Source organism: Pantoea sp. Lu_F5_004 (assembly GCF_051136245.1).
GTDB lineage: Bacteria > Pseudomonadota > Gammaproteobacteria > Enterobacterales > Enterobacteriaceae > Pantoea > Pantoea agglomerans.
Genome location: NZ_CP194946.1, coordinates 3280446 through 3305017, shown reverse-complemented (window position 1 = coordinate 3305017; position 24572 = coordinate 3280446). Strand labels below are relative to the sequence as shown.

Here is a 24572-nt window from a genome sequence, read left to right as displayed (position 1 = left end):
ATACTGGCCCCTTTATTTTATCTAAGTCTGTCACGCCCCCAACCGGACGGCGGGACAGAGTAAATTTTCCGCAAATAAGTGTCTGCTGGTGCAAACGTACACAGGCACGAACCGAGGATTCTGGAATGGCTGACATTACCGCTGCATTGGTAAAAGAACTGCGTGAGCGTACTGGCGCTGGCATGATGGATTGCAAAAAAGCGCTGACTGAAGCGAACGGCGACATTGAGCTGGCGATTGAGAACATGCGTAAGTCTGGCGCAATCAAAGCAGCGAAAAAAGCAGGCAACGTTGCTGCTGATGGCGTAATCAAAACCAAGATCGTTGGCGACTACGGCGTAATTCTGGAAGTAAACTGCCAGACTGACTTCGTTGCAAAAGATGGCGGTTTCCAGGCGTTCGCAGACAAAGTTCTGGATGCGGCTGCAGCTGATCGCGTTACCGACGTTGAAGTTCTGAAAGCGCAGTTCGAAGAAGAGCGCGTTGCACTGGTTGCTAAAATCGGTGAGAACATCAACATCCGTCGCGTTGCTATCCTGGAAGGCGCAGAGCTGGGCAGCTACCTGCACGGCGCACGTATCGGCGTTCTGGTTTCAACCAAAGGCGCTAACGAAGATCTGATCAAACAGGTCGCGATGCACGTTGCGGCAAGCAAGCCTGAATTCGTTAAGCCAGAAGACGTTTCTGCTGACGTGGTTGATAAAGAGTACCAGGTTCAGCTGGACATCGCGATGCAGTCTGGCAAGCCAAAAGAGATCGCAGAGAAGATGGTTGAAGGCCGTATGAAGAAATTCACCGGCGAAGTCTCTCTGACTGGTCAGGCTTTCGTTATCGACCCAAGCAAAACCGTTGGCCAGGCTCTGAAAGAGCAGGGCGCTGACGTTATCAACTTCATCCGCTTCGAAGTCGGTGAAGGCATCGAGAAAGTTGAGTCTGACTTCGCTGCAGAAGTTGCAGCAATGTCCAAACAGTCTTAATGCTCTGAAAGAACCGCCAGATGGCGGTTCTTTTTTGTCTGTGAATCGCAACAGATACATTTTCAGTTTCATCCCAATAGCAATTTCATTGCGGTAAGCGGATGATCGATCAGAATTTACTTCTCCTTTACACCCTATCTTCCAGGAAGAACTGACCATGGCGACCAACGCAAAACCTGTTTATCAACGTATCCTGCTTAAACTCAGCGGCGAAGCCCTGCAAGGCGCTGAAGGTTTTGGTATCGACGCGAGTGTGCTTGACCGCATGGCACAAGAGGTAAAAGAGCTGGTTGAACTGGGCATCCAGGTTGGCGTGGTGATTGGCGGAGGGAACCTGTTCCGTGGAGCGAGCCTGCAGCAGGCTGGCATGAACCGCGTTGTGGGTGACCACATGGGTATGCTGGCAACCGTAATGAATGGCCTGGCGATGCGTGATGCACTGCACCGCGCCTATGTGAATGCACGCCTGATGTCAGCGATTCCACTGAATGGCGTCTGTGACAACTACAGCTGGGCAGAAGCGATCAGCCTGCTGCGTAACAACCGCGTGGTGATCTTCTCCGCCGGTACCGGTAACCCGTTCTTCACCACTGACTCTGCAGCGTGCCTGCGCGGCATTGAGATTGAAGCGGACGTCGTGCTGAAAGCGACCAAAGTGGACGGCGTTTACTCTGCGGATCCGGTTAAAAGCCCGGACGCAACGCTGTATGAGCAACTGACCTATGCTGAAGTGCTGGATCAGGAGCTGAAAGTGATGGATCTTGCGGCCTTTACCCTGGCGCGTGACCACAAATTACCTATCCGTGTTTTCAACATGAATAAGCCTGGCGCACTGCGTCGCGTAGTGATGGGTGAAAAAGAAGGCACCCTGATTACGCATTAATACCCGAGGCGAGATAAAATAAGGTATATTCTGTCAGCGCGATGAGAATGCATCGCGCACCAGTCAGGATTATCGATGATTATCGATCCCGCTTCCGGTTACGCCGGAACTGGCCAGGTCAAACCGAATCCAAGGGTTTCAACGTGATTAACGACATCAAAAAAGATGCTGACACGCGCATGGAAAAATGCGTTGAAGCATTCAAAACCACCATCAGCAAAGTGCGCACCGGTCGTGCTTCACCTTCGCTGCTCGACGGCATCGTCGTCGAATATTACGGCACGCCGACGCCACTGCGTCAGCTGGCTTCTGTCACTGTGGAAGATTCACGCACGCTGAAAATCAACGTGTTTGATCGTTCACTGAGTCCGGCAGTCGAAAAAGCGATCATGAAGTCCGATCTCGGTCTGAACCCAAGTTCAGCCGGTACCGACATCCGTGTTCCGCTGCCTGCGCTGACAGAAGAGCGTCGTAAAGATCTGATTAAAATCGTGCGCGGCGAAGCCGAGCAGGGCCGTGTGTCGGTACGTAACGTCCGTCGCGATGCCAACGATAAAATCAAAGCGCTGCTGAAAGATAAAGAGATCAGCGAAGACGACGAACGTCGTGCGCAGGATGAAGTGCAAAAAATGACCGATGCTTACATCAAGAAAGTTGATGCTGCACTGTCAGAAAAAGAGACGGAGCTGATGGATTTCTAATCCCATCACTGCCGGACAAAACGCCGTACAGAGAGGTATTCGTATGAATGCGACATCTGGCGGCGTTTTACATTGTGCCTGTGGGCACGCTGACTTCACACGGATAGCTTCATGAAGCGATTAACTCTGCTGGGATCCACCGGCTCAATCGGCACCAGTACGCTGGCGGTGGTGCGCGCCAACCCGGCGCTTTATCAGATTACGGCGCTGGTTGCCGGCCATAACGTGGCGCTGATGGCCGAGCAGTGTGCGGCCTTTACACCACGCTACGCCTGCATGGCAGACGAGGCATCCGCCGCTGCGTTGCGTGAGCGACTGAGAGCAATCAGGGTCAATACTGAAGTGCTCTCCGGCGTTCAGGCAGCCTGTGAGCTGGCCGCGCTGGATGAGGTGGATCAGGTGATGGCGGCGATCGTCGGCGCATCGGGTTTGCTGCCGACGCTGGCGGCCATTCGCGCCGGCAAAACGGTGCTGCTGGCCAACAAAGAATCGCTTGTCACCTGCGGCCGTTTGTTTATGGAGGCCGTGCGTCATCATAACGCACAGTTACTACCGGTCGACAGCGAGCATAACGCCATTTTTCAGAGTTTACCGGCTACCATCCAGCATCAGTTAGGTTACGCTGACCTGCGGGATAATGGCATTGAGTCGATTATCCTTACGGGATCGGGTGGTCCTTTTCGTGACACAGATTTAGCGGATCTCAGCGCCATGTCGCCAGATCAGGCCTGTGCACATCCGAACTGGTCGATGGGGAGAAAAATCTCTGTCGATTCGGCCACCATGATGAATAAAGGTCTTGAGTACATTGAAGCCCGTTGGTTGTTTAATGCCAGCGCAGCGCAAATGGAAGTGATACTCCACCCACAGTCGGTGATTCACTCCATGGTGCGATACTGCGATGGCAGCGTGCTGGCTCAATTAGGTTCTCCTGATATGCGTACGCCGATTGCCCACAGCATGGCCTGGCCTTCGCGCATCAATGCAGGCGTGACGCCGCTGGATTTTACCCGCATGTCGGCGCTCTCCTTTGCAGAACCTGATTTTAGTCGCTATCCCTGTCTGAAACTGGCCATTGATGCCTGTGATGCGGGGCAGGCGGCGACCACCACGCTGAATGCAGCCAACGAGGTTGCCGTCGCGGCTTTCCTGAATCACCAGATCCGCTTCACCGACATTGCCGCGCTTAATAGTGAGGTGATGGCGGCACAAGTGTGTCCGGAGCCGGATTCGGTGGACGCTGTCCTTGAAATCGATCGCACTGCACGCGCGCTGGCGACAGAAATGTTGCCGCGTTTCACGTCGTGAGGCCGATCGTTATGAGGCCATTTGTTCGCTTCAGGTGAAAATGATATAGTCGCTGGCTCGCGTTTCACGGTCTGTCACCGAATTCGGTGTGGCCCGGCACTGAGAGTGTGTCGGGATTTGAATCGGGCGCAATGTATTCAGAAACCACAGCATTTCTGATGAAAGGAATTGGTTAAGCGTTATGTCGTCTAACAATCACAACAACACTGATGACCAGCAGGGAAACGGTCCGCGCCACGTCGCTATCATCATGGATGGCAATGGCCGCTGGGCCAAAAATCAGGGTAAATTGCGTATTTCAGGCCATAAAGCTGGCGTTAAATCGGTACGCCGTGCCGTCAGCTTTGCGGTCAGTAACAATCTTGAAGCCCTGACGCTTTACGCCTTCAGCAGTGAAAACTGGAGTCGTCCACCGCAGGAAGTCACCGCGTTAATGGAACTCTTTGTCTGGGCGCTTGATAGTGAAGTGAAGAGCCTGCACAAACACAATGTTCGCTTACGCGTCATTGGCGATACCAGCCGTTTCAGCCCGCGTATTCAGGAACGTATTCGCCGTTCTGAGACGCTGACCGCAAATAATAGTGGCCTGACGCTCAACATTGCTGCCAACTATGGCGGCCGTTGGGATATTATCGAAGGCGTGAAAAAACTGGCTGAACAGGTTCAGGAAGGATTACTGCGACCTGACCAGATTACCGAAGAGAGCCTGACGTCGCAGCTCTGTATGCAGGAGCTGGCGCCAGTGGATTTAGTGATAAGGACCGGGGGAGAGCATCGGATTAGCAACTTCCTGCTGTGGCAGATTGCCTATGCTGAATTCTATTTTACCGATGTGCTCTGGCCGGATTTCGATGAACACGTTTTTGAAGGTGCACTGAATGCATTCTCTCTGCGGGAGCGTCGTTTTGGCGGCGCTGCACCAGGCGGCGCCTGAGCAATCTGGGGGTAACCTTTGCTGAAGTCTCGTCTGATTACCGCGTTGATATTAATTCCGCTGGTAATAGCTGCACTGTTCTGGTTACCGCCTGTTGGCTTCGCCCTGACAACCATCGTTATCTGCATGCTGGCAGCCTGGGAATGGGGTCAGTTTGCAGGGATGGCATCACGGCAACAGCGCGTCTGGCTGGCTGTACTTTGTGGTCTGCTGCTGGCGCTGATGCAGTTTACGCTGCCACCTTATCAACACACGGTGCATCTGCCACAGATCGCGACATCGCTTTGGGCGTCGCTGGTGTGGTGGGTCGTTGCACTGCTGCTGGTGCTCTCCTATCCCGCTTCTGCGGCCTTCTGGCGCCATTCGCGTCCACTTCGCTTACTGTTTGGCGTATTAACGCTTGTCCCTTTTTTCTGGGGCATGGTGGCGCTGCGCCAGTATCACTATGACACCGACCACTTCGCCGGTGCCTGGTGGCTGCTGTTTGTGTTGCTGCTGGTATGGGGAGCGGATTCAGGTGCTTATATGTTTGGCAAGATGTTCGGCAAGCACAAGCTGGCGCCAAAGGTCTCACCAGGCAAAACCTGGGAAGGCTTCCTGGGCGGTCTGGTCACCTCGGCGCTGATTGCCGTGCTGTTTGCGACGCTGGCGCCACTGACGGTTTCCACCGGTACGCTGGTGATTTGCGCGATTATCGCGACGCTGGCCTCCGTACTGGGCGACCTCACTGAGAGCATGTTTAAACGTGAAGCGGGCATCAAAGACAGTGGTAATCTGATTCCTGGTCACGGCGGCATTCTTGATCGTATTGATAGTCTGACTGCGGCGGTGCCGGTGTTTGCCTGTTTATTGCTGCTGGTGTTTCGCACCCTTTAAGGACAGGCAAAGATGTTGAGCATACTCTGGAGTTTCGTCGCCTTTATCGTTGCGCTGGGCGTATTAATTACCGTTCATGAGTTTGGCCATTTCTGGGTCGCTCGTCGCTGTGGCGTCAAAGTTGAGCGCTTTTCCATTGGTTTTGGTAAGTCGCTCTGGCAGCGCCGCGATCGCCACGGCACCGAATTTGTCATCGCGCTGATTCCCCTCGGCGGCTACGTTAAAATGCTCGACGAGCGTGTTGAAAGCGTGCCAGCCGAATTTCGTCATCAGGCTTTTAACAACAAAGCCGTCTGGCAACGCGCCTCCATCATTGCGGCAGGTCCTGTCGCTAATTTCATCTTTGCCATCTTTGCATACTGGGTCGTGTTTATTCACGGCGTGCCCGGTGTGCGCCCGGTAATCGGTGAAATTTTAAACGGTTCGGTGGCTGCGGAAGCTCAAATTACGCCCGGCATGGAACTTAAGGCTGTTGACGGTATCGAAACGCCTGATTGGGATGCTGTGCGTATGGCGCTGGTGGGTAAAATCGGCGACAGCAGCACCACCTTAACGGTGGCTCGATTTGGCGAGGACGCGACCCAGCAGAAACAGCTGGATTTGCGTAACTGGCAGTTTGAGCCTGATAAGCAGGATCCGGTCGTCGCGTTAGGGATTCAGCCACGTGGTCCGCAGATTGAGACCACGCTGGCAGAAGTGCAGGCGAACTCGCCAGCCAGTGAAGCCGGTTTGCAAGCAGGCGACAGGATCGTTAAAGTCGATGGTCAGCCATTATCCCAGTGGCAGACTTTTGTCACGCAGGTCCGGGATAACCCCGGCAAAAGCATGGCGCTTGAGGTGGATCGCGGCGGTGAGTCTATTGCGCTGACGATGACGCCAGAAGCGAAATCTGGCAGTAAAGCGGGATTTGCGGGTGTCATTCCGCGCATTGTTCCTCTGCCAGAAGAGTACAAGACGGTAAGACAGTATGGCGCGTTTGCGGCTATCGGTGAGGCTAGTGTAAAAACCTGGCAACTGATGAAGCTCACCGTCTCCATGCTGGGCAAGTTAATAACCGGTGATGTGAAGCTGAACAACCTGAGCGGGCCAATTTCCATTGCGCAGGGTGCAGGGTTGTCAGCAGAGTATGGGTTGATTTACTACCTGATGTTCCTGGCGTTGATTAGCGTCAACCTGGGCATCATCAACCTGTTCCCTCTGCCGGTTTTAGATGGTGGGCACTTGCTCTTCCTGGCGATCGAAAAGATCAAGGGTGGACCGGTGTCCGAGCGAGTTCAGGACTTTAGTTATCGCATCGGTTCAATTTTACTGGTGCTGTTAATGGGGCTTGCACTTTTCAATGATTTCTCACGTTTGTAACCGCTGGAACGCGAACATTCGAGGGATGTGTTAGGAAAACGCATAACAACGATGGCGATGAAAAAGTTGCTCATAGCGTCGCTGCTGTTTAGCAGCGCCACCGTTTACGGTGCAGACGATTTCGTAGTGAAGGATATTCATTTCGAAGGGCTGCAGCGAGTCGCCGTCGGCGCGGCTCTGCTGAGCATGCCAGTACGGGTTGGCGATACGGTGAATGACGATGATGTCAGAAATACCATTCGCTCGCTGTTCGCTACTGGCAACTTTGAGGATGTTCAGGTCCTGCGAGACGGTACAACGCTGATTGTCCAGGTCAAAGAACGTCCTACCATTGCCAGCATTACCTTCACCGGTAACAAAGCGGTGAAAGAGGATCAGCTCAAACAAAATCTGGAAGCCTCAGGTGTCCGTGTCGGCGAAGCGCTGGACCGTACCACCATCTCCTCTATCGAGAAGGGACTTGAGGATTTCTACTACAGCGTAGGTAAATATACCGCCAACGTAAAAGCCGTGGTCACGCCACTGCCGCGTAACCGTGTAGATCTGAAGCTGGTCTTTACTGAAGGTGTCTCTGCAAAAATTCAGCAGATCAACATCGTCGGTAATAAAGCCTTCAGCTCCGATGAGCTGATTTCCCGCTTCCAGCTGCGCGATGAAGTGCCATGGTGGAACGTGGTCGGCGATCGTAAATATCAGAAGCAGAAACTGGCGGGTGACCTCGAGACCCTGCGCAGCTTCTATCTGGATCGTGGCTATGCACGCTTTAACATCGATTCGACGCAGGTCAGCCTGACGCCTGATAAAAAAGGCATCTACATCACGGTGAACATCACCGAAGGTGACCAGTACAAAATCGCAGGCGTGATCGTTAATGGCAGCATGGCGGGCCATTCAGCAGAAATTGAACATCTGACCAAGATTCCGGCAGGCGAGCTTTATAACGGCGCCAAAGTCACGAAAATGGAAGATGACATCAAGAAACTGCTGGGCCGCTACGGCTATGCCTATCCGCGCGTGGCAACACAGCCAGAAATCAACGACGCCGATAAAACCGTAAAACTGCATATCAATGTGGATGCGGGTAACCGTTATTATGTCCGTAACGTCCGTTTCGAAGGCAATGACACGTCGAAAGACTCCGTGTTACGTCGCGAAATGCGTCAGATGGAAGGCGCGTGGCTGGGCAGCGATCTGGTTGAACAGGGTAAAGAGCGTCTGAACCGTACCGGTTACTTTGAAACCGTTGATGTGGATACTCAGCGTGTGCCAGGTTCGCCGGACCAGGTTGACGTGGTCTACAAGGTTAAAGAGCGTAACACCGGTACCTTTAACTTCGGCGTCGGCTACGGCACCGAAAGTGGTGTGAGTTTCCAGGTCGGCGTCACGCAGGATAACTGGCTGGGCACCGGTAATACCGTGGGCATCAGCGGGACCAAGAACGATTACCAGACCTATGCTGAATTCTCGCTGACTGACCCTTACTTTACCGTTGATGGTGTCAGTCTGGGTGGTCGTCTGTTCTACAACGACTTTAAAGCAGATAACGCGGACCTTTCTGACTATACCAACAAAAGTTATGGTCTGGATGGCACGCTTGGCTTCCCGATTAACGAAAACAACACCCTGCGTGTCGGTCTGGGCTATGTCCACAATGACCTGTCAAACATGCAGCCGCAGGTGGCGATGTGGCGTTATCTTGACTCAGTCGGCAAGCCGCAGCAGCTCAATGATGAAGGTGATTTCTCAGCAGATGACTTCACCTTTAACTACGGCTGGACTTATAACACTCTGGACCGCGGTTTCTTCCCGACGTCCGGTAACCGTACCAACCTGAACGGTAAGGTGACGATTCCAGGCTCGGATAACAGCTTCTATAAGGCCACGCTGGATACCCAGCAGTATGTGCCGATTAACCAGGATCGTACCTGGGTGCTGTTAGGCCGTGGTCGCGTAGGTTATGGCGATGGTCTCGACGGCAAAGAGATGCCGTTCTATGAGAACTTCTACGCCGGTGGTTCAAGCACCGTGCGCGGCTTCCAGTCCAACACCATTGGACCGAAAGCAGCCTACTTAAATAACAACTCGTCGAACTGCCGAATCGCCGATCCAAATGGCGTATGTAAGTCTGACGATGCGGTGGGCGGTAACGCCATGGCGATTGCCAGCCTTGAGCTGATTACGCCAACGCCGTTCCTGAGCGAGAAGTATGCTAACTCGGTTCGTACCTCGGTGTTTGTCGATGCCGGTACAGCGTGGGATACCCATTGGGAAAATACCGCGGAAACGCGTGCGGCCGGCATTCCTGACTACAGCGATCCAAACAATATCCGTGTATCCAGCGGTGTTGCGCTGCAGTGGATGTCACCGCTCGGCCCGCTGGTGTTCTCTTACGCCCAGCCGATGAAGAAAGTCGATGGAGACAAGTCAGAGCAGTTCCAGTTTAACATTGGTAAAACCTGGTAATGTTCTGAGCATGGATGCATAGCTGAAGTATTGCTGCCGGACAGCACCTGTTGCTGTTCGGGGCAAACACTGTGTCGCTGACACAAACGTTGATGGTAAGGAGTTTATAGTGAAAAAGTTGTTGTGTGCCGCAGGTCTGGGTCTTGCTTTAGCGGTTTCCGCTGGTGTTCAGGCTGCCGACAAAATTGCAGTGGTAAACGTGTCCAGCATTTTCCAACAGTTACCGCAACGTGCGACTGTTGCTAAACAGCTGGAAAACGAGTTCAAAGGCCGTGCAACTGAGTTGCAGAGTCAGGAGCGCGATCTGCAAACCAAAATGCAGCGTCTGCAGCGTGACGGTTCTACCATGAAGGCGAGCGAACGCAGCCGTATGGAAAAAGATGTCATGTCTCAGCGTGAAGCTTTCTCTACAAAAGCTCAGTCTTTTGAGCAGGATAATCGCCGTCGTCAGATGGAAGAGCGTAACAAGCTGCTGAGCCGTATTCAGGATGCCGTGAAGAAAGTCGCTGACAGCGATGGTTACGACGTCGTGATCGACGCTAACGCGGTGGCTTATGCGTCAAACGCAAAAGACATCACTGCTGACGTGCTGAAACAGGTTAAATAATTCATGTCATCTATTCGACTGGCTGATTTAGCCCAGCAGTTGGATGCAGAATTGCACGGAGATGGCGATATCGTCATCTCCGGCATTGCTTCTATGCAATCCGCCACAACTGGCCAAATCACTTTTCTTGCAAACAGCCGTTACCGCGAGCAACTCGCCCTGATTAAGGCCTCAGCCGTGGTGCTGACGGAAGCGGATCTGGAGTGGTGCAATACCGCAGCGCTGGTGGTGAAAGATCCCTACCTGACCTATGCGCGTATGGCACAAATACTCGATACCACGCCACAGCCAGCGCAAAATATCGCTCCCAGTGCAGTGATCGATCCCTCAGCCCGACTCGGTAGCAACGTCGCTATTGGCGCCAATGCGGTGATCGAAGCGGATGTTGAGCTGGGCGATAACGTGGTCATTGGTGCAGGATGTTTTGTTGGCAAAAAAACCCGTATCGGCAGCGGTACCCGTCTCTGGGCCAACGTCTCTGTTTATCACGAAATTGAAATCGGTCAGGATTGCCTGATTCAGTCAGGTACCGTCATCGGTTCTGATGGTTTCGGCTATGCCAACGATCGCGGTAACTGGGTGAAAATCCCGCAGTTAGGCGCGGTGATAATCGGCGATCGCGTAGAAATAGGTGCCTGCACCACTATCGATCGCGGTGCGCTGGATAACACTCTGATCGGCAATGGTGTTATCATAGACAACCAGTGCCAGATCGCTCACAACGTAGTTATTGGCGACAATACTGCGGTTGCAGGCGGTGTGATCATGGCGGGTAGTTTGAAAATTGGGCGTTACTGTATGATTGGCGGTGCCAGCGTCATTAACGGCCATATGGAAATCTGTGACAAAGTAACGGTGACCGGTATGGGTATGGTCATGCGTCCTATCACAGAGCCTGGTGTCTATTCATCAGGCATTCCGCTGCAACCCAACAAAACCTGGCGCAAAACTGCAGCGCTGGTGATGAACATCGATGACATGAGCAAACGCTTAAAAGCCATCGAGCGCAAGGTCGGCAAAGACGACTAACCGCCATCCCAAAACTGACCGGCTTTCATAATAAAAATGTTAAGCAGGGAAGCCCGGCGCCACAGAACCTATTTGCGGCCTGCGGAAGATCATTTTGATCTGTGCAGGCCGTGTTATTGATGTCATCAGATTTTTAGGACAGGAAGAGTATTTTGACTACTGAAACTCATACTCTGAAAATTGAAGAGATTTTAGAGCTGCTGCCGCACCGCTATCCGTTTCTGCTGGTAGACCGCGTGCTGGAATTTGAAGAGCACAAATACCTGCGTGCAGTGAAGAACGTTTCTGTTAATGAACCGTTTTTCCAGGGGCATTTCCCTGGTAAACCGATTTTTCCTGGCGTTCTGATCCTGGAAGCGATGGCGCAGGCTACCGGTATTCTGGCGTTTAAAAGCGTAGGTAAACTGGAGCCAGGCGAACTCTACTACTTTGCCGGTATCGACAGTGCCCGTTTCAAGCGCCCTGTGGTACCTGGCGACCAAATGATCATGGAAGTCACTTTCGAGAAAACCCGCCGTGGTCTGACCCGCTTTAAAGGCGTGGCGACTGTCGACGGTAAAATCGTTTGTGAAGCGACCATGATGTGTGCCCGCAGCCGGGAGGCATAATTCGTGATTGATCCAACAGCCACTATCCATCCCAGTTCAGTCATTGAAGAGGGCGCTATTATTGGCGCCCGCGTTCACATTGGCCCGTTTTGCTTTGTTGGTGCGAATGTTGAGATCGGTGAAGGAACGGTACTGAAGTCACATGTTGTGGTGAACGGCCACACGCGCATCGGTAAAGATAATCAGATTTATCAGTTCGCCTCAATTGGCGAAGTGAATCAGGATCTGAAATATGCCGGTGAGCCAACACGGGTTGAGATCGGTGATCGTAACCGCATCCGTGAAAGCGTGACGATTCATCGCGGCACCACGCAGGGTGGCCAGGTCACCACAGTGGGCAGCGATAATCTGCTGATGGTGAATGCTCACATCGCGCATGACTGCGTGATTGGCAACCGCTGTATCTTCGCCAACAACGCCACCCTGGGTGGTCACGTGACGGTCGATGATTTCGCCATTATTGGCGGCATGACAGCGGTACATCAGTGGTGCATCATCGGTGCTCACGTGATGGTTGGCGGCTGTTCCGGCGTGGCGCAGGATGTGCCGCCTTACGTTATTGCGCAGGGCAACCACGCTACGCCGTTCGGGATCAATATCGAAGGTCTCAAGCGTCGTGGCTTCAGCAAAGAGTCGTTGCACGCTATCCGCAACGCCTATAAGTTGCTCTATCGCAGCGGCAGAACGCTGGAGGAAGTGAAGCCGGAGATTGAAGCCATCGCACAGCAGCACAGCGAAGTGCAGCCTTTCTACGATTTCTTCACCCGTTCAACCCGTGGATTAATTCGTTAATCCATGTCAGCGCGTCCCTTAACGATTGCCCTGGTCGCCGGAGAAACCTCCGGCGATATTCTTGGTGCAGGTCTGATCCGTGCCCTGAAAGCCCGTCATCCGGATGCACGCTTTGTCGGCGTAGCGGGTCCCCTGATGCAGGCAGAAGGATGTGAAGCCTGGTATGAGATGGAAGAGCTGGCGGTGATGGGCATTGTCGAGGTGCTCGGTCGCCTGCGACGCCTGCTGACAATCCGTCGCGATCTCACCCGGCGTTTTACCGAACTCCGACCCGATGTCTTTGTCGGGATTGATGCGCCCGATTTCAATATCACGCTGGAAGGCAATCTTAAACGCGCTGGCATTCGCACTATCCACTATGTCAGCCCCTCGGTGTGGGCATGGCGGCAAAAGCGTGTCTTTAAGATTGGTCGTAACACCGATCTGGTGCTGGCGTTCCTGCCGTTTGAAAAAGCTTTCTACGATCGCTATAACGTTCCCTGTCGTTTTATCGGTCACACTATGGCGGATGCCATGCCGCTGCAACCCGATAAGCTGGCTGCACGCCGTCATCTGGGCATTGCCGATGATGCGCTCTGTCTGGCCTTGCTGCCTGGCAGCCGGGGTGCGGAAGTGGAAATGCTCAGCGCCGATTTTCTGAAAACCGCTCAGTTGTTGCGTCGTCACTATCCGGCGCTGGAAATCGTGGTGCCGCTGGTCAACGCCCGTCGCCGCGAACAGTTTGAGAAGATTAAAGCCGAAACCGCCCCCGAACTGCCGATGCATCTGCTTGATGGTCAGGGACGTGAGGCGATGATTGCGAGCGATGCCGCACTCCTGGCGTCAGGCACTGCCGCACTGGAGTGCATGCTGGCAAAATGCCCAATGGTCGTCGGTTATCGCATGAAGCCGGCTACCTTCTGGCTGGCGAAACGGCTGGTCAAGACCCCTTACGTCTCGCTGCCAAACCTGCTGGCAGGACGTGAGCTGGTCAAAGAGTTATTGCAGGATGAGTGTCAGCCTGAAGCCCTGGCCGCAGCGTTAGATCCGCTGCTGCATGCCGGACCTGAGCGTGAAACACTCCTGCAGACGTTCCATGAATTACATCAACAGATCCGCTGGAACGCCGATGAGCAGGCAGCGGATGCGGTACTGGAGCTGGTGAATGCCTGATTTTATCTATCCTGTCGCCAGACTGATTGCCGGTGTGGACGAAGTGGGGCGCGGCCCGCTGGTTGGCGCGGTCGTTACTGCCGCGGTGATCCTCGATCCGGCAAACCCGATTACCGGCCTGGCCGACTCGAAGAAACTGTCTGAAAAGCGCCGCCTGGCGTTGTATGACGAAATCAAAGAGAAGGCGCTGGCATGGAGCCTGGGACGCGCAGAGCCTGAAGAGATCGATCAGCTCAACATTCTGCATGCCACTATGCTGGCAATGCAACGCGCCGTAGCTGGCCTTGGTATTCAGCCCGATTATGTGCTGATTGATGGCAATCGTTGCCCGGCACTGCCAATGCCTTCACAGGCGGTGGTCAAAGGGGATAGCCTGGTTGCCGAAATCAGTGCGGCATCGATCATCGCCAAAGTGTCGCGTGACCAGGAGATGACCGAACTCGATCTGCTGTTCCCGCAGTATGGTTTTGCGCAGCACAAAGGTTATCCGACGGCGCTGCATATGGAAAAACTGACGCAGTATGGCGTCACGCCGCACCACCGTCGCAGTTTTGCGCCCGTACGCAATGCGCTGCTCGATGCTGAAGTACTGGCTGCCCGCCAGACCCTTACGCTTTAATAGCCTGACGCTGTTTTAACCGGAAACTGATATGGCTGAACCCCGTTTTATACATCTGCGTGTCCACAGTGACTATTCGATGGTTGATGGCCTGGCGAAAACCGGGCCGCTGATCAAGAAGGCGGCAGCCCTTGGCATGCCGGCTATCGCGATTACCGACTTTACTAACCTCTGTGGTCTGGTGAAATTCTACGGTGGCGCACACAGCGCAGGGATAAAGCCGGTCATTGGTGCTGATTTCAACGTTGCCAGTGAGCTGATGGGGGATGAACTGACACAGCTTACCGTGCTGGCGTCCAGTAATACCGGATACCAGAACCTGACGCTGCTGATCTCCCGCGCCTATCAGCGTGGTTATGGCGTGGACGGACCAATTATCGATCGCGACTGGCTGATTGAATTGCAGGAAGGATTAATCCTGCTGTCGGGCGGACGGCGCGGCGATGTGGGTCGCAGCCTGTTGCGCGGCAACAATGCCCTGGTTTCGCAATGCCTGTCGTTTTATCAGCAACATTTCCCCGATCGCTACTACCTGGAGCTGATTCGTACCGGCCGTCAGGACGAAGAGAGCTATCTGCATGCGGCAGTTGAACTGGCGATTGCAGAGGGAATACCGGTGGTTGCCACCAATGAAGTCTGCTTTATTAATGCAGAAGATTTCGATGCGCACGAAATTCGCGTCGCCATTCACGACGGCTATACGCTGGATGATCCCAAGCGTCCACGCAACTACAGTCCTCAGCAATATATGCGCAGCGAAGAGGAGATGTGCGAGCTCTTCTCGGACATCCCGGAAGCGCTGGAAAACAGCGTAGAGATTGCTAAGCGTTGTAACGTCACGGTCCGGCTGGGCGAGTACTTCCTGCCGCAGTTCCCGACGGGTGACATGACCACCGAAGATTATCTGGTGGTGAAATCCCGTGAGGGTCTGGAAGAGCGTCTCGAGTTTCTGTTCCCGGACGAAGCCGAACGTCTGGAAAAACGTCCGGAATATGATGAGCGTCTGGAGATTGAACTCACCGTTATTAACCAGATGGGCTTCCCCGGCTACTTCCTGATCGTAATGGAGTTCATCCAGTGGTCCAAGGACAACGGCGTGCCGGTCGGGCCGGGTCGTGGCTCCGGTGCCGGTTCGCTGGTGGCCTATGCGCTGAAAATCACCGATATCGATCCGCTGGAATTTGACCTGCTGTTTGAACGCTTCCTGAACCCGGAACGTGTCTCAATGCCCGACTTCGACGTCGACTTCTGCATGGAGAAGCGCGATCAGGTGATCGAACACGTTGCAGATATGTACGGACGTGAAGCGGTTTCCCAGATTATTACCTTCGGCACCATGGCGGCGAAAGCGGTCATTCGCGATGTGGGCCGCGTGCTGGGACATCCTTACGGCTTCGTTGACCGCATTTCAAAACTGATCCCGCCCGATCCCGGCATGACGCTGGAAAAAGCCTTTATTGCTGAACCGCAGCTTCCCGCCATGTATGACGCGGACGAAGAGGTTAAAGCGCTGATCGACATGGCGCGCAAGCTGGAAGGGGTCACGCGTAACGCCGGTAAACATGCGGGCGGCGTGGTCATTGCGCCAACGAAGATCACCGATTTTGCGCCGCTCTATTGCGATGAGCATGGGCAGTTCCCGGTAACTCAGTTCGATAAAAATGATGTGGAATATGCCGGCCTGGTGAAGTTCGACTTCCTGGGTCTGCGTACGCTGACCATCATCGACTGGGCGCTGAAGATGATCAACCCGCGCCGGGAAAAGCAGGGGCTGGAGCCGATCGATATCGCCTCTATCCCGCTGGATGATAAGAAAAGCTTCGATATGCTGCAGCGCTCGGAAACCACCGCGGTGTTCCAGCTTGAATCGCGCGGCATGAAAGATCTGATTAAGCGTCTGAAGCCTGACTGCTTCGAAGATATGATCGCACTGGTGGCGCTGTTCCGTCCTGGCCCACTGCAGTCCGGCATGGTGGATAACTTCATTGACCGTAAGCATGGCCGTGAAGCGATCTCCTATCCCGACATTCAGTGGCAGCACGAAAGCCTGAAACCGGTGCTGGAACCGACCTACGGCATCATTCTCTATCAGGAACAGGTGATGCAGATCGCCCAGGTTCTTTCCGGTTACACGCTGGGCGGTGCAGATATGCTGCGTCGCGCCATGGGTAAAAAGAAACCCGAGGAGATGGCCAAACAGCGTTCTGTATTCCGCGACGGTGCCGAAAGCATGGGTATCGACGGGGAACTGTCGATGAAGATCTTCGATCTGGTAGAAAAATTTGCAGGTTATGGCTTTAACAAGTCACACTCTGCGGCCTACGCACTCGTCTCCTACCAGACGCTGTGGCTGAAGGCGCACTATCCGGCTGAGTTTATGGCTGCGGTTATGACCGCCGATATGGATAACACCGAGAAAGTGGTTGGCCTGGTCGATGAGTGCTGGCGGATGGGACTTAAAGTCCTGCCGCCTGATATCAACTCCGGTCTCTATCAGTTCCATGTTAATGACGCGGGCGAGATCGTTTACGGTATCGGCGCGATCAAAGGTGTCGGTGAAGGCCCGATCGAAGCGATCATCGACGCCCGTAACGAAGGCGGTTATTTCCGCGAGTTGTTTGATCTCTGCGCCCGTACCGACACCAAAAAGATCAACCGTCGGGTAATGGAAAAATTGATCATGTCCGGGGCCTTTGATCGCCTTGGACCGCATCGTGCTGCGCTGATGAGTTCACTCAGTGACGCGTTAAAAGCGGCCGATCAGCACGCGAAAGCGGAAGCGATTGGCCAGGCTGATATGTTTGGCGTACTGGCGGAAGAGCCGGAACAGGTTGAGAAATCGTATGCCAGCGTCACGCCGTGGCCTGAGCAGGTGCAGCTGGATGGCGAACGGGAAACGCTGGGGCTTTACCTTACCGGCCACCCGATTAATCAGTACCTGAAAGAAATTGAGCGTTACGTTGGCGGGGTGCGGCTGAAAGATATGCATCCTACCGATCGGGGTAAAATTACCGTGGCGGCCGGTCTGGTGATCGCGGCACGGGTAATGGTCACCAAACGCGGCAACCGAATTGGTATCTGTACTCTGGACGATCGCTCCGGTCGTCTTGAGGTGATGTTATTTACCGATGCGTTAGATAAATACCAGCAGTTGCTGGAGAAAGACCGAATTCTGATCGTCAGCGGACAGGTCAGCTTTGATGACTTCAGTGGTGGCCTTAAAATGACCGCTCGTGAAGTCATGGACATCGACGAAGCTCGCGAAAAATACGCGCGCGGACTTGCTATCTCGCTGACGGACAGGCAAATTGATGACCAGCTATTAAACCGACTCCGTCAGTCTCTGGAACCTCATCGATCAGGGACTATTCCGGTGCATCTCTACTATCAGAGAGCCGACGCGCGAGCGAAGCTGCGCTTTGGTGCAGCGTGGCGAATTTCGCCCAGCGATCGTTTACTTAACGATCTGCGCTCGTTGATTGGATCGGAGCAGGTGGAACTGGAGTTTGACTAGAACAGGAACATTATGAGTCTTAATTACCTGGATTTTGAACAGCCAATTGCAGAACTGGAGGCGAAGATCGATTCGCTGACCTCAATTGGTCGTCAGGATGATAAACACGTTAATCTGGATGAAGAAGTTCAGCGTCTGCGTGAGAAAAGCGTTGAGCTGACCCGTAAAATCTTCGCCGATTTGGGCGCATGGCAAATCGCTCAGCTGGCGCGTCATCCTTTGCGTCCTTATACCTTTGACTATGTGCGCAACGCCTTCGACGATTTCGATGAGCTGGCGGGCGACCGTGCTTATGCCGATGACAAAGCGATTGTGGGCGGGATTGCACGTCTTGATGGACGTCCGGTGATGATCATCGGGCACCAGAAAGGCCGTGAAACCAAAGAGAAAATTCGCCGTAACTTCGGCATGCCAGCACCGGAAGGCTATCGCAAAGCGCTGCGCCTGATGGAGATGGCTGAGCGTTTCAAAATGCCAATCATCACCTTCATCGACACACCGGGTGCCTATCCGGGTGTGGGCGCGGAAGAGCGTGGGCAGTCTGAAGCGATTGCCCGCAACCTGCGTGAAATGTCTGGCCTGAAAGTGCCGGTGATCTGTACGGTCATCGGTGAGGGCGGTTCAGGTGGTGCGCTGGCGATTGGCGTGGGCGACAAAGTGAATATGCTGCAGTACAGCACCTATTCAGTGATCTCGCCGGAAGGCTGTGCATCCATTCTGTGGAAAAGCGCTGACAAAGCGCCGCTGGCCGCTGAAGCGATGGGCATTACCGCTCACCGTCTGAAAGAGCTGAAGCTGATTGACTCCGTGATCCCTGAGCCACTGGGTGGCGCGCATCGCCGTCCGGTTGATATGGCGCAGTCACTGAAGCAGCAGCTGCTGGCCGATCTGGCCGATCTCGATGGATTTAGCACTGAAGAGCTGCTGGATCGTCGTTATCAGCGCCTGATGAGCTACGGCTACGCCTGATTTAGCCCCATCCATAAAAGCGGACTCCGGTCCGCTTTTTTTATGCCGCCGATTTATCTCCGCACGCTATTCCCCTCTCTTTCAGCGCCATCCGATAGCCGCCTCGCTACACCTTCCGCGGGTTAGCGGTTATGCTTGTCCGGTTCCACAATAATCAGGGAGATGGGCATTGAATATTCTGGCGATCATGGGCGCGCACGGCGTGTTTTATAAAGATGAACCGTTACGCGAACTCGACGCGGCGTTAAATCTGCAAGGCTTCAGGCTGCTTTACCCGAAAAACAGTGACGATCTGCTGAAACTGATCGAGCATAATCCGCGTATCAGCGGCGTCATCTTCGACTGGGACGCGCACAACAGTCCGGAACTCTGCGGTGAGATTAATCAGCTCAACGAATACCTGCCGCTGTACGCCTTTATCAATACCCACTCGCAGATGGACATCAGCGTCAATGAGATGCGCATGCCGCTGCACTTTTTTGAGTACGCGCTGAATGCCGCCGACGATATCGCGCTGCACATCCGGCAATATACTGATGACTATCTCGACCACATTACGCCACCACTGACTAAAGCGCTGTTCACCTATGTGAAAGAGGGCAAGTACACCTTCTGCACGCCGGGCCATATGGCGGGCACCGCGTTTCAGAAGAGCCCGGTGGGCTGCCTGTTCTACGATTTCTTCGGGGCCAATACCCTGAAATCGGACATCTCAATTTCCGTTACCGAACTGGGTTCGCTGCTTGATCACACCGGTCCGCACCTTGAAGCGGAGGAGTACATCGCACGCACTTTTGGCGCCGAGCAGAGTTACATGGTGACCAACGGTACCTCAACGTCGAACAAAATTGTCGGCATGTATGCCGCACCGGCGGGCAGTACCGTGCTGATCGATCGCAACTGCCACAAGTCACTGACCCATCTGCTGATGATGAGCGATCTTATCCCCATCTGGCTGAAGCCGACCCGCAATGCGTTGGGTATTCTCGGCGGTATCCCGAAGCAGGAGTTCACCCGCGAGAGCATTTCGCTCAAGGTGGCTGCCACCGACCGTGCCACGTGGCCGGTTCATGCGGTGATCACCAACTCCACCTATGATGGGCTGCTCTACAATACCCAGTACATCAAAGAGACTCTGGATGTACCGTCGATTCATTTCGATTCAGCCTGGGTGCCTTACACTAATTTCCATCCGATCTACGCCGGTAAAAGTGGCATGAGTGGCGACCGCATCCCGGGAAAAGTGGTGTATGAGACGCAATCGACCCACAAACTGCTGGCGGCGTTTTCGCAGGCATCAATGATTCACATTAAGGGCGACTACGACGAACAGACGTTTAACGAAGCCTACATGATGCACACCACCACCTCGCCCAATTACGCCATCGTCTCCTCTATTGAAACTGCTGCTGCCATGCTGCGTGGCAATCCCGGTAAACGACTGATCAATCGCTCGGTGGAGCGCGCGCTGCACTTCCGCCGGGAGATCCAGCGCCTGCGCGAAGAGTCTGACAGCTGGTTCTTTGATATCTGGCAGCCGGAAGAGGTTGACGAAGCGCAATGCTGGGCGATTCAGCCCGGCGACGAAGAGTGGCACGGATTTACTCAGGCCGATCGCGATCACATGTACCTCGATCCGATCAAGGTCACCATTCTGACGCCGGGTATGAGCGAACTGGGGAAGATGGCGGAAGAGGGGATCCCGGCGGCGCTGGTGGCGAAGTTTCTGGATGAGCGCGGCATCGTGGTGGAGAAAACCGGTCCCTATAACCTGCTGTTCCTGTTCAGCATCGGCATCGACAAAACCAAAGCGATGAGCGTGCTGCGCGGGCTGACCGAGTTCAAACGCGCCTACGATCTCAATCTGCGGGTGAAAAACATGCTGCCGGATCTCTATGCCGAAGATCCTGACTTCTATCGCAATATGCGCATTCAGACACTGGCGCAGGGGATCCATCAGCTGATCCGCCATCACGATCTGCCGCGTCTGATGCTGCAGGCATTTGATGTCCTGCCCGAAATAAAGATGACGCCGCACCAGGCGTTTCAGCAGCAGGTGAAGGGCAACATCGAAACGGTGGATCTCAGCGAGCTGGTCGGGCGGGTGTCGGCCAATATGATTCTGCCTTATCCGCCAGGCGTTCCACTGGTGATGCCTGGCGAGATGATTACTGAGAAGAGCCGCGCGGTGCTCGATTTTCTGCTGATGCTGTGCAGCATTGGACGGCATTATCCGGGCTTCGAAACGGATATTCACGGCGCCAGCCTGACCGAAGAGGGCGAGTATCGCGTCCGCGTGCTGAAAAACGACCTCGCCTAAACCTTTAAACAACTATCAGCGGCAGGGTGTCTGTGGACAGCCTGCCCGAATCAGGGAATTGAACATGTTGCAGTTAACCGCTATTCACCACATCGCCATCATCGCCTCTGACTATCAGCGCAGCAAAGCATTCTATTGTGACGTACTGGGTTTCCGTCTGATGGGCGAATATTACCGCGAAGCGCGGGATTCCTGGAAAGGCGACCTTGCCCTACAGGATCGCTATACCATTGAGCTGTTCTCTTTCCCTGAGCCGCCGGCGCGGGTCAGTCATCCTGAAGCGTGTGGCCTGCGTCATCTGGCCTTTACCGTGCCGGATGTTGCCGCTGCCGTCGCGACGCTGGCCGATAAAGGCGTTATCTGCGAGCCGATTCGCATTGATGACCTGACCGGTAAACAATGCACTTTCTTTGCCGATCCGGATGGTTTGCCGCTGGAGCTTTATCAGGCGTAAAATAGCGTGCTCAGCGGGCGACATTCAGTGGCCCGACTTTCTGGATTCTGCCATGTTTTTGCCCGCTTTTGACACCCTGTTGCAACCTGATGCCGCCCTGGTGGTCGCATTCAGCGGTGGACTGGATTCAACCGTGCTGCTGCATCAGCTTCGCGGCTGGCAGCAGCAGCATCCTCAGTTGCGCCTGCGGGCACTGCATGTTCACCATGGGCTTAGCCCGAATGCCGATCGCTGGGCAACACATTGCCAGACGATTTGCGCGCAGTGGCAGCTGCCCTGTGAAGTGCTCCGCGTTAACGTTGATGGCAGAGAAAACGGCATTGAAGCGGCCGCCCGCACCGCCCGTTATCAGGCGCTGAGTGCGGCACTGCAGCCGGGCGAAGTGTTACTCACTGCGCAGCACCTCGACGATCAGTGCGAAACATTCCTGCTGGCACTGAAGCGCGGCAGTGGCCCCGCCGGGCTGGCAGCGATGCCCGCTACACGCACGCTGGGCTCTCATCAGCTGGTGCGTCCGTTGCTGAATCAGACGCGACAGTCGCTTGAAGCCTATGCCGACGCGCATCAGCTGGTATGGATTGAAGATGAGAGCAATCAGGATCTTCGCTACGACCGCAACTTTCTGCGTCAGCGGCTGCTGCCTGAGCTTTACCAGCGCTGGCCCTATTTTGCCGAGGCAACGGCCCGAAGTGCGGCGTTGTGCAGTGAGCAGGAGCAGTTGCTGGATGAACTGCTCGCCGGACAACTGGCACAGCTTATCCAGCCTGATGGCAGCCTGCACTTTCCACCCTTAATGGCCATGAGTGAGCTGCGTGCTAATGCCTTATTGCGGCGCTGGATCGCCGGACAGGGGGGGCGATGCCGTCCCGTGAAGCGCTGAAACGCATCCACGACGAAGTGATGGCGAGCCGGGAGGATGCGCAGCCCCGGCTGCGATTCGGTCAGGCTGAACTCCGTCGTTATCGTCAGCAGCTCTACTGGCTGCCGTTGTTCAGTTCGCTGCGCGATACCGTGCTGGCATGGCCCGATCTCTGCCAGCCGCTGGCGTTACCGCAGAACCTTGGCACGCTGCGTGCCAGCCAGTCAGAGAGCCTGTTGCGCTATCCTGAGCCGGATGAGCAGGTCAGCGTGCGGTTTCACGCACAGGGTTATGTCCATCTGGTGGGCCGTCGTGGCGGAAGGGAAATGAAAAAACTGTGGCAGGAGTTACAGATACCGCCGTGGCAGCGTGAACGGCTGCCGTTAATTTTTTATAACCAGACGCTGGTCTGCGTTCCGACTCTCTTTATCACTCGTGATGGCGCGGCCACTGATCAGCAGGGCTGCCAGATAGTCTGGGACGGGGTATCCGGCGCAGGAGAACAACAATAATGAAACAGTGGCTTATCGCCTGTTTAGCGGTCACCGTGTTACCGGCATGGGCAGCGGGTGATGCGCAACGCGGCGCACAGAAAGCGGGCAGTTGCATGGCCTGTCATGGCGCAGCGGGAAAAGCGGCGGTGCCGCTCTATCCTGACCTGGCCGGGCAGCACGCACCTTATCTGGAACATGCCCTGCAGGCCTATAAAAAGGGCGAACGCAGTGGCGGTCAGGCTGAAGTCATGAAGGCGTTTGTGGCGGGATTGAGTGACAGCGATATGGCGGATTTAGCGGCGTACTACGGTTCGTTACAGCCCTGAAGTTTAACAGGGCGGAAAGGTCCCGCCCTGAATGCGTAGGTTACTCTGCGCTGACAACCACCGTACCCAACTCGGGATGGGTGAAGCTGGCGATATGGTCGAGACGTAATTCGCGATGTTCACCGGAAAGATCGATAGCCAGATATTCAACGTTCTTACGTGAAAAGATCTCTTTGGCTTTTGCCTTAAGCTGCTCGCCATCTTTCATTTCCAGCGACAGCATCCAGTTGTTCTGGCAGGCGAGTTCCAGATTATCGTAATCATCGCAATTGATAGGTTGGTACGCTTCATTTATCAACATAGTCGCTCACCAATAAGTTAGCAGCGGCGTAGGCCGCCTGTTCCCTGACAGAAGAGTTTAGCTCAGTATTTGCGGCAACATCATTAAGTGCCTTCAATGCGCAGCCAATCGCATCCGGTATGTAACCTAAATCCCCGCTGCCGATTTCGGCATACTTCCGGCGAACTAACTCACAATAATTTTGCACGTGGCCCTCCTCGGCAGAGCGTAAATACTCTGGTTAACTGGCGACTATATCATAGCCATTTAGAGGAAATCAGCCTGCGTAAAGCAGGAACAGTGTGCGAATCACTGCTAAAGTGACAGATTCCGCTGTCTTAGGCGGAATAAATCAGAGCACAAAAGGTTAATTTGATGAACAGGTTATCGGAGGTCAACGTGGTTAAGGTGTGGGGAGCGAGCTTATGATTATGCTATCCCGTTCGGTTGAGATTCCGGAGAGTGAGATTGAGCTGACGGCGATTCGTGCTCAGGGCGCAGGCGGACAACATGTCAATAAAGCCAGCACCGCCATTCATCTGCGCTTCGATATTGCTGCCTCTTCACTGCCCGCATTTTATAAAGAGCGGCTGCTCACCGCCACTCATCATTTGATTACCGGTGATGGCGTTGTAGTGATCAAGGCGCAGGAGTATCGCAGTCAGGAGATGAATCGTGAAGCGGCGCTGCAACGTCTGGTTAATCTGATCCAGGAGCTGAGTACCGTGGAAAAAGCCCGGCGCGCCACGCGGCCGACCCGCGCCTCAAAAGAGCGCCGTCTGGAAGGAAAAGCCCGCCGCAGTTCAACTAAATCGATGCGCGGCAAGGTGCAATAAAAAACGCCCCGCAGGCGGGGCGTTTGAGTGCTGATCAACCAGACCACTGGCAGCAGCGAATAAGCTCAGAGTGAAGGGAACATGGACAGAAGAGGAAAGCGTCCCGCGCCAGGACGGCGCGGGCCGAGCATGTCATGGATGACGGCTGTTGCGACTTTCCGATCTGACCGTGTTTCCTGAGCAGGTACGGTCTCACAGCAATCGGGCAAACT

22 protein-coding genes and 1 pseudogene are annotated in these 24572 nt (G+C 54.5%); 21 read left to right on the top strand and 2 right to left on the bottom strand.

The window, feature by feature from the left end:
• Positions 1–125 precede the first annotated feature (125 nt).
• The 20 genes and pseudogenes from tsf (at position 126) to ACR8BN_RS15390 (ending at position 23244) form a co-directional block, all read left to right on the top strand.
• The gene (gene tsf / locus ACR8BN_RS15485; protein ID WP_031591214.1) at positions 126–977 is read left to right on the top strand and encodes a translation elongation factor Ts; all 852 of its coding nucleotides are present in this window, start codon (positions 126–128) and stop codon (positions 975–977) included.
• Positions 978–1134: 157 nt separating this feature from the next.
• Positions 1135–1860, top strand: a complete 726-nt coding sequence (gene pyrH / locus ACR8BN_RS15480) for a UMP kinase (RefSeq protein WP_010254099.1) — start codon at positions 1135–1137, stop codon at positions 1858–1860.
• 143 nt (positions 1861–2003) lie between these two features.
• The gene (gene frr / locus ACR8BN_RS15475) at positions 2004–2561 is read left to right on the top strand and encodes a ribosome recycling factor (RefSeq protein ID WP_010254103.1); all 558 of its coding nucleotides are present in this window, start codon (positions 2004–2006) and stop codon (positions 2559–2561) included.
• Positions 2562–2672: 111 nt separating this feature from the next.
• Positions 2673–3869, top strand: coding sequence for a 1-deoxy-D-xylulose-5-phosphate reductoisomerase (gene ispC / locus ACR8BN_RS15470; RefSeq protein WP_022625453.1), 1197 nt, complete (start codon positions 2673–2675; stop codon positions 3867–3869).
• A gap of 181 nt (positions 3870–4050) precedes the next feature.
• A complete protein-coding gene (ispU, locus tag ACR8BN_RS15465) occupies positions 4051–4803 on the top strand; it encodes a (2E,6E)-farnesyl-diphosphate-specific ditrans,polycis-undecaprenyl-diphosphate synthase (RefSeq protein ID WP_010254107.1) in 753 nt (250 codons plus the stop codon).
• Between the two features lie 18 nt (positions 4804–4821).
• Entirely contained in the window at positions 4822–5679 is an 858-nt protein-coding gene (gene cdsA / locus ACR8BN_RS15460) for a phosphatidate cytidylyltransferase (protein ID WP_010254111.1), read from the top strand.
• Positions 5680–5691: 12 nt separating this feature from the next.
• Positions 5692–7038, top strand: coding sequence for a sigma E protease regulator RseP (gene rseP / locus ACR8BN_RS15455; RefSeq protein ID WP_010671861.1), 1347 nt, complete (start codon positions 5692–5694; stop codon positions 7036–7038).
• 51 nt (positions 7039–7089) lie between these two features.
• Positions 7090–9501 carry an outer membrane protein assembly factor BamA gene (bamA, locus tag ACR8BN_RS15450; protein WP_031591211.1) on the top strand — a complete coding sequence of 804 codons (2412 nt, stop codon included), beginning with the start codon at positions 7090–7092 and terminating at the stop codon, positions 9499–9501.
• A 109-nt stretch (positions 9502–9610) separates the two neighbouring features.
• Positions 9611–10108, top strand: a complete 498-nt coding sequence (gene skp / locus ACR8BN_RS15445; RefSeq protein WP_010254125.1) for a molecular chaperone Skp — start codon at positions 9611–9613, stop codon at positions 10106–10108.
• Between the two features lie 3 nt (positions 10109–10111).
• Complete coding sequence (gene lpxD / locus ACR8BN_RS15440) at positions 10112–11137, top strand: UDP-3-O-(3-hydroxymyristoyl)glucosamine N-acyltransferase (RefSeq protein ID WP_010254128.1); 1026 nt, start codon at positions 10112–10114, stop codon at positions 11135–11137.
• 152 nt (positions 11138–11289) lie between these two features.
• Positions 11290–11745, top strand: a complete 456-nt coding sequence (fabZ, locus tag ACR8BN_RS15435; protein ID WP_003852639.1) for a 3-hydroxyacyl-ACP dehydratase FabZ — start codon at positions 11290–11292, stop codon at positions 11743–11745.
• Positions 11746–11748: 3 nt separating this feature from the next.
• Positions 11749–12537: an acyl-ACP--UDP-N-acetylglucosamine O-acyltransferase gene (gene lpxA / locus ACR8BN_RS15430; protein ID WP_031591209.1), complete on the top strand. Its 789-nt coding sequence runs from the start codon at positions 11749–11751 to the stop codon at positions 12535–12537.
• A 3-nt stretch (positions 12538–12540) separates the two neighbouring features.
• Positions 12541–13689 (top strand): lipid-A-disaccharide synthase, encoded by a 1149-nt coding sequence (gene lpxB, locus ACR8BN_RS15425; RefSeq protein WP_031591207.1) that lies wholly within the window; start codon positions 12541–12543, stop codon positions 13687–13689.
• On the top strand, positions 13682–14308 hold the full coding sequence (rnhB, locus tag ACR8BN_RS15420) for a ribonuclease HII (protein WP_022625455.1): 627 nt from the start codon (positions 13682–13684) through the stop codon (positions 14306–14308). The genes lpxB and rnhB overlap by 8 nt, the downstream gene beginning before the upstream one ends.
• 31 nt (positions 14309–14339) lie before the next feature.
• Complete coding sequence (dnaE, locus tag ACR8BN_RS15415) at positions 14340–17822, top strand: DNA polymerase III subunit alpha (RefSeq protein WP_137229453.1); 3483 nt, start codon at positions 14340–14342, stop codon at positions 17820–17822.
• A gap of 12 nt (positions 17823–17834) precedes the next feature.
• Positions 17835–18791: an acetyl-CoA carboxylase carboxyl transferase subunit alpha gene (accA, locus tag ACR8BN_RS15410; protein ID WP_010254150.1), complete on the top strand. Its 957-nt coding sequence runs from the start codon at positions 17835–17837 to the stop codon at positions 18789–18791.
• 169 nt (positions 18792–18960) lie between these two features.
• The gene (locus tag ACR8BN_RS15405) at positions 18961–21111 is read left to right on the top strand and encodes a lysine decarboxylase LdcC (RefSeq protein WP_434747087.1); all 2151 of its coding nucleotides are present in this window, start codon (positions 18961–18963) and stop codon (positions 21109–21111) included.
• Positions 21112–21175: 64 nt separating this feature from the next.
• A complete protein-coding gene (locus tag ACR8BN_RS15400) occupies positions 21176–21565 on the top strand; it encodes a VOC family protein (RefSeq protein ID WP_010671867.1) in 390 nt (129 codons plus the stop codon).
• A gap of 52 nt (positions 21566–21617) precedes the next feature.
• A pseudogene (tilS, locus tag ACR8BN_RS15395) lies at positions 21618–22936 on the top strand (tRNA lysidine(34) synthetase TilS).
• The gene (locus ACR8BN_RS15390) at positions 22936–23244 is read left to right on the top strand and encodes a c-type cytochrome (RefSeq protein WP_039391386.1); all 309 of its coding nucleotides are present in this window, start codon (positions 22936–22938) and stop codon (positions 23242–23244) included. The pseudogene tilS and the gene ACR8BN_RS15390 overlap by 1 nt, the downstream one beginning before the upstream one ends.
• 40 nt (positions 23245–23284) lie before the next feature.
• Here the strand turns inward: ACR8BN_RS15390 and rof are convergent, their stop codons facing one another.
• Entirely contained in the window at positions 23285–23545 is a 261-nt protein-coding gene (rof, locus tag ACR8BN_RS15385) for a Rho-binding antiterminator (protein WP_010254167.1), read from the bottom strand.
• Positions 23532–23732 (bottom strand): YaeP family protein, encoded by a 201-nt coding sequence (locus ACR8BN_RS15380; protein ID WP_010254172.1) that lies wholly within the window; start codon positions 23730–23732, stop codon positions 23532–23534. The genes rof and ACR8BN_RS15380 overlap by 14 nt, the downstream gene beginning before the upstream one ends.
• 217 nt (positions 23733–23949) lie before the next feature.
• Here ACR8BN_RS15380 and arfB point away from each other — a divergent pair, with 217 nt between their 5' ends.
• A complete protein-coding gene (gene arfB, locus ACR8BN_RS15375) occupies positions 23950–24360 on the top strand; it encodes an alternative ribosome rescue aminoacyl-tRNA hydrolase ArfB (RefSeq protein WP_010254175.1) in 411 nt (136 codons plus the stop codon).
• The last annotated feature ends 212 nt before the right edge of the window (positions 24361–24572 follow it).